This window comes from Shigella sp. FC1661 (assembly GCF_001712525.1).
Lineage (GTDB): Bacteria > Pseudomonadota > Gammaproteobacteria > Enterobacterales > Enterobacteriaceae > Escherichia > Escherichia coli.
The window spans coordinates 1-6,312 of sequence record NZ_MDGW01000132.1; the positions used below are offsets into that span (position 1 = coordinate 1).

Annotated in this window: 6 protein-coding genes and 1 pseudogene; 1 reads left to right on the plus strand and 6 read right to left on the minus strand. The window is 54.3% G+C overall.

The annotated features are described in order from the left end of the window. The 6 genes and pseudogenes from BFF42_RS09290 to BFF42_RS09310 all read right to left on the minus strand — a co-directional run. Positions 1-159: IS1 family transposase (locus BFF42_RS09290; protein WP_001392608.1), on the minus strand; the 159-nt coding region annotated here is incomplete at its 3' end. A 127-nt stretch (positions 160-286) separates the two neighbouring features. Continuing rightward, positions 287-1,411 carry an ABC transporter permease gene (locus BFF42_RS09295; RefSeq protein ID WP_001216257.1) on the minus strand — a complete coding sequence of 375 codons (1,125 nt, stop codon included), beginning with the start codon at positions 1,409-1,411 and terminating at the stop codon, positions 287-289. Further along, complete coding sequence (rbbA, locus tag BFF42_RS09300) at positions 1,411-4,146, minus strand: ribosome-associated ATPase/putative transporter RbbA (protein ID WP_039059613.1); 2,736 nt, start codon at positions 4,144-4,146, stop codon at positions 1,411-1,413. The genes BFF42_RS09295 and rbbA overlap by 1 nt, the downstream gene beginning before the upstream one ends. Further along, positions 4,143-5,210: an HlyD family secretion protein gene (locus BFF42_RS09305; protein ID WP_000361466.1), complete on the minus strand. Its 1,068-nt coding sequence runs from the start codon at positions 5,208-5,210 to the stop codon at positions 4,143-4,145. The genes rbbA and BFF42_RS09305 overlap by 4 nt, the downstream gene beginning before the upstream one ends. A 62-nt stretch (positions 5,211-5,272) precedes the next feature. Further along, positions 5,273-5,386 (minus strand): protein YhiY, encoded by a 114-nt coding sequence (gene yhiY / locus BFF42_RS27240; protein ID WP_001296785.1) that lies wholly within the window; start codon positions 5,384-5,386, stop codon positions 5,273-5,275. 189 nt (positions 5,387-5,575) lie between these two features. Next, a pseudogene (locus tag BFF42_RS09310) lies at positions 5,576-5,995 on the minus strand (DUF4049 domain-containing protein); the annotation flags it as partial. Between the two features lie 55 nt (positions 5,996-6,050). Between BFF42_RS09310 and BFF42_RS09315 the strand changes: the two are divergent. Continuing rightward, on the plus strand, positions 6,051-6,312 hold a 262-nt coding region (locus BFF42_RS09315; RefSeq protein ID WP_069734018.1), incomplete at its 3' end, for an IS1-like element transposase.

A 6,312-nucleotide genomic window follows, 5' to 3' on the forward strand; every position in this document is an offset into this window, starting at 1 on the left:
GTGCGTACCGGGTTGAGAAGCGGTGTAAGTGAACTGCAGTTGCCATGTTTTACGGCAGTGAGAGCAGAGATAGCGCTGATGTCCGGCAGTGCTTTTGCCGTTACGCACCACCCCGTCAGTAGCTGAACAGGAGGGACAGCTGATAGAAACAGAAGCCACTGGAGCACCTCAAAAACACCATCATACACTAAATCAGTAAGTTGGCAGCATCACCGGCATGTCCTTATGACTTCACTTTATGACATCAATAGTATGACATCACAGTATGAAGTCAAGTTTCCCTTCCTTACGCCATTGTCCCAATCGTCTTCCTGAATCGCAGCAGCGCAATGGTGAAAAACGCGCCGCCAATTGCCATCAGCGTCAGGAACTGCGGCCAGACGATTTCGAATCCGGCACCCCGGTAGAGAATGGCCTGCGCGAGGCTAACAAAGTGTGTCGTCGGCATGGTCAGCATAATGTCCTGCACCATCTGCGGCATACTTTCGCGCGGCGTGGATCCACCGGAAAGCATTTGCAGCGGCAGCAGCACCAGAATCACCAGCAGCCCCAGTTGCGGCATTGAACGCGCTATCGTCCCCATAAAAATGCCGATTGACGTGGTGGCAAACAGACTGAGCGCCACGCCCAGCATAAACAGCGGGATCGAGCCTTCAATCGGTACGCCCAGTACACCTTTCACCATCAGCACCAGCGATAATCCCGATACCACCAGCACCACCAGCCCCATCGACCAGATCTTCGCCATCATGATCTCAAACGGCGTTATCGGCATCACCAGTAAGTGTTCCACCGTGCCGTGTTCACGCTCGCGGATCAGCGCCGATCCGGTCAATACAATCGCCAGCATGGTAATGTTGTTGATGATCGCCATCACCCCGCCAAACCACGCGGGATCAAGGTTCGGGTTAAAGCGCATCCGGGTTTCCAGCGATACCAACGGTTCGCTGTTATCACGGTAGCGCGCGACAAAGCTGTTCACTTCACCGTTGATAATATTCTGGATATACCCATTGCCGGTAAATGCCTGGCTCATGCGCGTGGCATCGACGTTCACCTGAATATCCGGCTGGCGTCCGGCGAGGACATCACGCTGAAAATTAGGCGGAATATTTATCGCGAAGGTATAGCGTCCGGCGTCCAGTCCGGCATCCATCTCATCGGCGGTGATCATCTCCGGTGGCAAAAACCACGGACGATAGAAGCTGTTAACGATCCGGTTCGATAACTGCGATTGATCCATATCGGCAATGGCGATCGGCGCGAGGTTCAACGATCCTGGCGTAACGGTCGCTGACGAATACACCGACACCGTAAACGAGAAGACAATCAGCGTCAGCATCGCTTTATCACCGAGCAGACTGCGCAACTCTTTGATACCCAGATTAAAAATATTGCGTAAATGGCGCATCATCCCTCCTGTTTTTTCAGCAGCAGGATACTTAAGCCCATCACCAGCGGGATGGCTATCAGCAACGGGATAAAAAGTTGCCACAAATCAGTCAGATCCAGCGCTTTCGAGAACGTCCCGCGGGCGATAGTCAGAAAATGACTGGTCGGGTAAACCTCGCCGATCCAACGTCCAGGCCCTTCCAGCGAAGCTACCGGATCGATCATCCCGGAAAACTGTGTCGCCGGGATCAACGTGATAATCGCCGTTCCGAAAATGGCGGCAATCTGGCTTTTCATAAAGGTGGAGATCAGCAGCCCCATTCCGGTGGCAATGATGATATACAGCAGCGCCGCCAGGGTGAGCGTCAGGAAACTGCCTTTATGCGGTACGCCAAACACAAACACCGACAGGCCGCAGAGCAGGAAAAAGTTCAGCATCCCCAGCGCGATGTATGGCAACTGTTTACCAAGCAAAAATTCACTACGCGTGGTGGGGGTCACGTAAAGGTTGATAATCGACCCAAGCTCTTTTTCCCGCACCACGCTAAGGGTGCTTAGCATTGACGGGATCATCATCAGCAGAAGCGGGATCACCGCCGGAACAATTGCTGGCAGGCTTTTTACGTCCGGGTTATAGCGATAACGCGTCTCAATGTTCATCAGCCCGCTTTGGCTGGCGGGTGTCGATTGTCGGCTCGCCACATCCTGAAGCCAACTCTGGTGCATTGCCTGCACGTAACCTTTTACCGTTTCGGCACGACTGGGCATCGCTCCGTCGATCCAGACGCCGAGTTCCACAGGCGTACCACGCGCGATATCGCGCCCGAAATTGGGCGGGATCTCAATCGCCACCGTGATATCGCCCGCACGCATCCGACGATCAAGCTCGTCATAACTGGTGAGCGGCGGCTGTTCGATAAAGTAACGGGAACCGGAGAGGTTGAGTGTCCACGCCTGGCTACTGACGGTCTGGTCGCGGTCGAGCACCGCAAAGCGCAGGTTTTCCACATCCATACTGATGCCGTAACCCATTACCAGCATCAGGATCACCGTTCCCATCAGCGCCAGCGTCGAACGTACTGGATCGCGTCGCAGTTCCAGCGCTTCGCGGCGGCTGTAGCTAAACAGACGGCGCAGGCTAAATCCCTGACGCGGCGCGTGGGTGGTGTCGTGTACCACGGGCGGCGCTTCGGCTTCGTTGCTCTGCCCTGCCGCTTCCTGCAAATAGGCGATAAATGCCTCTTCCAGACTGGCGGCTCCGCGTTTCTCAACCAGTTCCTGCGGTGTACCGCTGGCAAGCACTTTTCCGGCGTGCATCAGTGAGATGCGGTCGCAACGTTCCGCTTCGTTCATAAAGTGGGTGGAGATGAAGATAGTCACTTTGTCCTGGCGCGAGAGATCGACCATCAACTGCCAGAACATATCCCTCGCCACCGGATCGACACCAGAAGTAGGCTCATCGAGGATTAACATCTCCGGGCGATGAATCACCGCCACCGCCAGCGAAAGCCGCTGGCGAATGCCGAGCGGCAATGACTCCGGCAGAACATCTTCAACGTCGTTGAGCTTAAAACGCTCGCTCATTTCAGCCACTCGCGCGGGAATTTCCGCTTCCGGGATGTGAAACAAACGGGCATGTAACTCCAGGTTTTGCCGCACGGTGAGTTCGTTATAGAGCGAAAACGCCTGCGACATATAGCCCACACGACGGCGGGTATCGATATCTTTTGGATCAACCGGTTGCCCAAATAGCCACGCCTCACCTTCGCTGGCGGGCAGCAGTCCGGTAAGCATTTTCATGGTGGTGGATTTACCGCAGCCGTTCGAACCAAGGAATCCAAAAATCTCCCCGCGTGGAATGCGGAAATTGACGTGATCAACGGCAACGAAGGAACCAAAACGCATGGTCAGATCGCGCGCTTCGATGGCAATCTCTGCGTTTTCAGGTTGATACGGTGGGATCACTACCGCCTGATGCGCCTGGCGTTGCGCTTGCGGTAACAGATTAATAAATGCTTCTTCCAGCGTGGCGCTTTGCGTTTGCTGCCGCAGCTCTTCGGCGCTGCCGGTTGCCAGCACTTCTCCGGCATTCATCGCTACCAGCCAGTCGAAGCGTTCGGCCTCTTCCATATAGGCGGTGGCGACCAGCACGCTCATATTGCTCTGCCGCTGGCGAATACTGTCGATCAGATCCCAGAACTGGGCGCGGGAGAGCGGGTCAACCCCCGTTGTTGGCTCATCAAGGATCAACAGTTCCGGGTCGTGGATTAACGCGCAGCACAGCCCAAGTTTTTGCTTCATCCCGCCGGAGAGTTTCCCTGCCGGACGATCGCGAAACGGTGCTAACCCCGTGCTGGTCAGCAGCTCATTAATTCGCACTTCCCGCTCCGCTTTGTCGTGACCGAACAGGCGGGCGAAAAAATCGACGTTTTCATACACCGACAAGGTGTGGTAGAGGTTTTTGCCCAGCCCCTGCGGCATCCAGGCGATGCGCGGGCAGACGTCGCGGCGATGCTTCGGGTCGCGCATATCGCCGCCCAGCACCATCACATTGCCCTGCTCAATGACACGAGCACTGGAAATCAACGACAACAAACTCGACTTCCCGACGCCGTCCGGGCCAATCAGCCCGACCATACAGCGGGCCGGAATATCGAGAGTGATATTGTTCAGCGCAACGGTTTTTCCATAATGCTGGCTCACGCCCGCCAGTTGCGCGACAGGCGGGACGGGAACCAGTTCCAGATGCGTCATTGCGGCAACCTCACCACCAGGTCGTCAGGCCACGGAAGTTCTTCATTCACCCGCACCCATGCTACGCCCGGCAAGCCCGTTTTGACATATTCCAGATGCTGCTGGAGTAATTCCGGTGGGATACGCGCTTTGACGCGGAACATCAGTTTCAGCCGTTCATCGCTGGTTTCGACGGTTTTTGGCGTGAACTGGGCGACGCTGGCGACAAAACTGATGGTCGCCGGAATACGCAGATCTGGCGCGGCATCGAGGATCAGCCGTGCTTCACCGCCCAGTTTTAGCGTGCCCGCCTGTTCGGTTGGCAGGAAGAAAGTCATATAGACGTCGCTGAGATCGACCATATTCAGCACCCGACCGCCTGCCGCCAGCACTTCCCCTGGCTCGGCAACCCGATACTGCACGCGTCCGTCACGCGGGGCTTTCAGTTCGCTGTCATCGATATCTGCGGCAATGCGCCGTTCAGTGGCTTGTGCCGCTTCGACGCGGGTTTGCGCCTGAATGATATTGGTATGTGCCGCCTCTATAGCGGCTTTAGAAGCAGAAACCTGAGCTTTTGCCGATTCCAGCGCAGCTCGGGCGCTCTCAGCGGCGGCGCGGTCGTCATCCAGCTGTTGCGCAGAAATAGCCCCTCGTTGGGCCAGTGAACGGGAACGCATATGACGTTTTGCTACGGAGTCCAGTTCTGCCTGGCGTTGATTAACCAGCGACTGCGCGGCGCGAGTTTCGCTTTGTCGTTGCTCCAGCAAAGCCTGCGCGGCGGCAACGGCGCTTTGTGCCTCTTTGATTTGCGCGATGGCTTCCAGTCGCTGTTCCTGCAACACGCGAGTATCCATCTTCGCCAGCACTTCACCTTCGCGAACAAACTGGCCTTCTTTCACCAGAATGGTGTCGATACGCCCGGCAATTTTGCTGGCGATATCCACTTCCGTCGCTTCAATGCGCCCATTGCTGACAGCAAAGCCTTCCGGCACACCCGCCGGGCGCAACAGCCACCACGCCACGACGGCAGCCACCGCCAGTGCCCCGACAACCCACCACGCCAGATGGCGCTTACTCTTATCCATAATCGGCCCGCCATAATCCCTGTAAGCAAACGACGCGTGTTACAACTGCCGCCGAACGACGTTCAGCGGATTCTTCCATCCGGGATAAGAAGGAAACGACAAATACGACCAGCGCGCAGAGCATTGAGCGCCAACGGGGAAGGCTTAGTGAAAACGGGTAGTAATGTTGTCATCATCAGCATTCCTGGCCGTAAATGAAACACGCATACTCATAAGTGTGATCTATAAAACTGGCTGACAAAACGGTATCCATCCTGTTGGATCGCGTTTCACGCCTGTTCAGTTGCAGGAACAGAGCATTCCTTTTTACGTTTTATCAACAGTCTCAACCAGATAGTAACATTAATATTCATGTTGTCTATGGTTCAGAGCTGTAACATTGTGCGCCTTCTAATCAAAGGCATAAATCCATTTCTGTTTTTTTCATGCTGGTAAGACTTCTAGGGAGTGGTTATCTCAGGCCCTGCACCAGGGTTAATTTGGCAATTATGCATGCTGAACATTCTTCCAGCATGTTTACTGTCACGGGCGTTAAGACCTAAAACTGTCCCCGTTTCACCTATACATTCTCTTCCACCATTACCGTTATGTGCAACAACTTGATTTATACCTAACATTTGTGAGCATGCTAATAGTGCTTCAAGTTTAGGTCTGTAATCTGTCGAAACAGAAAAATAACGATTAAAGGATCGACAAGAGATAGCCCGGCTATTTTTAAACTTTTTGCCATTAATTACAGCATGGTGCTTTTTATTAATAATTTCCGCTAATTCGACCGGATCGAGGGTGATGCTGCCAACTTACTGATTTAGTGTATGATGGTGTTTTTGAGGTGCTCCAGTGGCTTCTGTTTCTATCAGCTGTCCCTCCTGTTCAGCTACTGACGGGGTGGTGCGTAACGGCAAAAGCACTGCCGGACATCAGCGCTATCTCTGCTCTCACTGCCGTAAAACATGGCAACTGCAGTTCACTTACACCGCTTCTCAACCCGGTACGCACCAGAAAATTATTGATATGGCCATGAATGGCGTTGGATGCCGGGCAACTGCACGCATTATGGGCGTTAGCCTCAACACGATTTTACGTCACTTAAAAAACTCAG

What these genes read in the sequence shown, in the direction of transcription:
- rbbA (WP_039059613.1), bottom strand. Translation starts at nt 4,146, where the DNA reads ATGACGCATCTGGAACTGGTTCCCGTCCCGCCTGTCGCGCAACTGGCG.
- BFF42_RS09295 (WP_001216257.1), bottom strand. Translation starts at nt 1,411, where the DNA reads ATGCGCCATTTACGCAATATTTTTAATCTGGGTATCAAAGAGTTGCGC.
- BFF42_RS09305 (WP_000361466.1), bottom strand. Translation starts at nt 5,210, where the DNA reads ATGGATAAGAGTAAGCGCCATCTGGCGTGGTGGGTTGTCGGGGCACTG.
- yhiY (WP_001296785.1), bottom strand. Translation starts at nt 5,386, where the DNA reads ATGATGACAACATTACTACCCGTTTTCACTAAGCCTTCCCCGTTGGCG.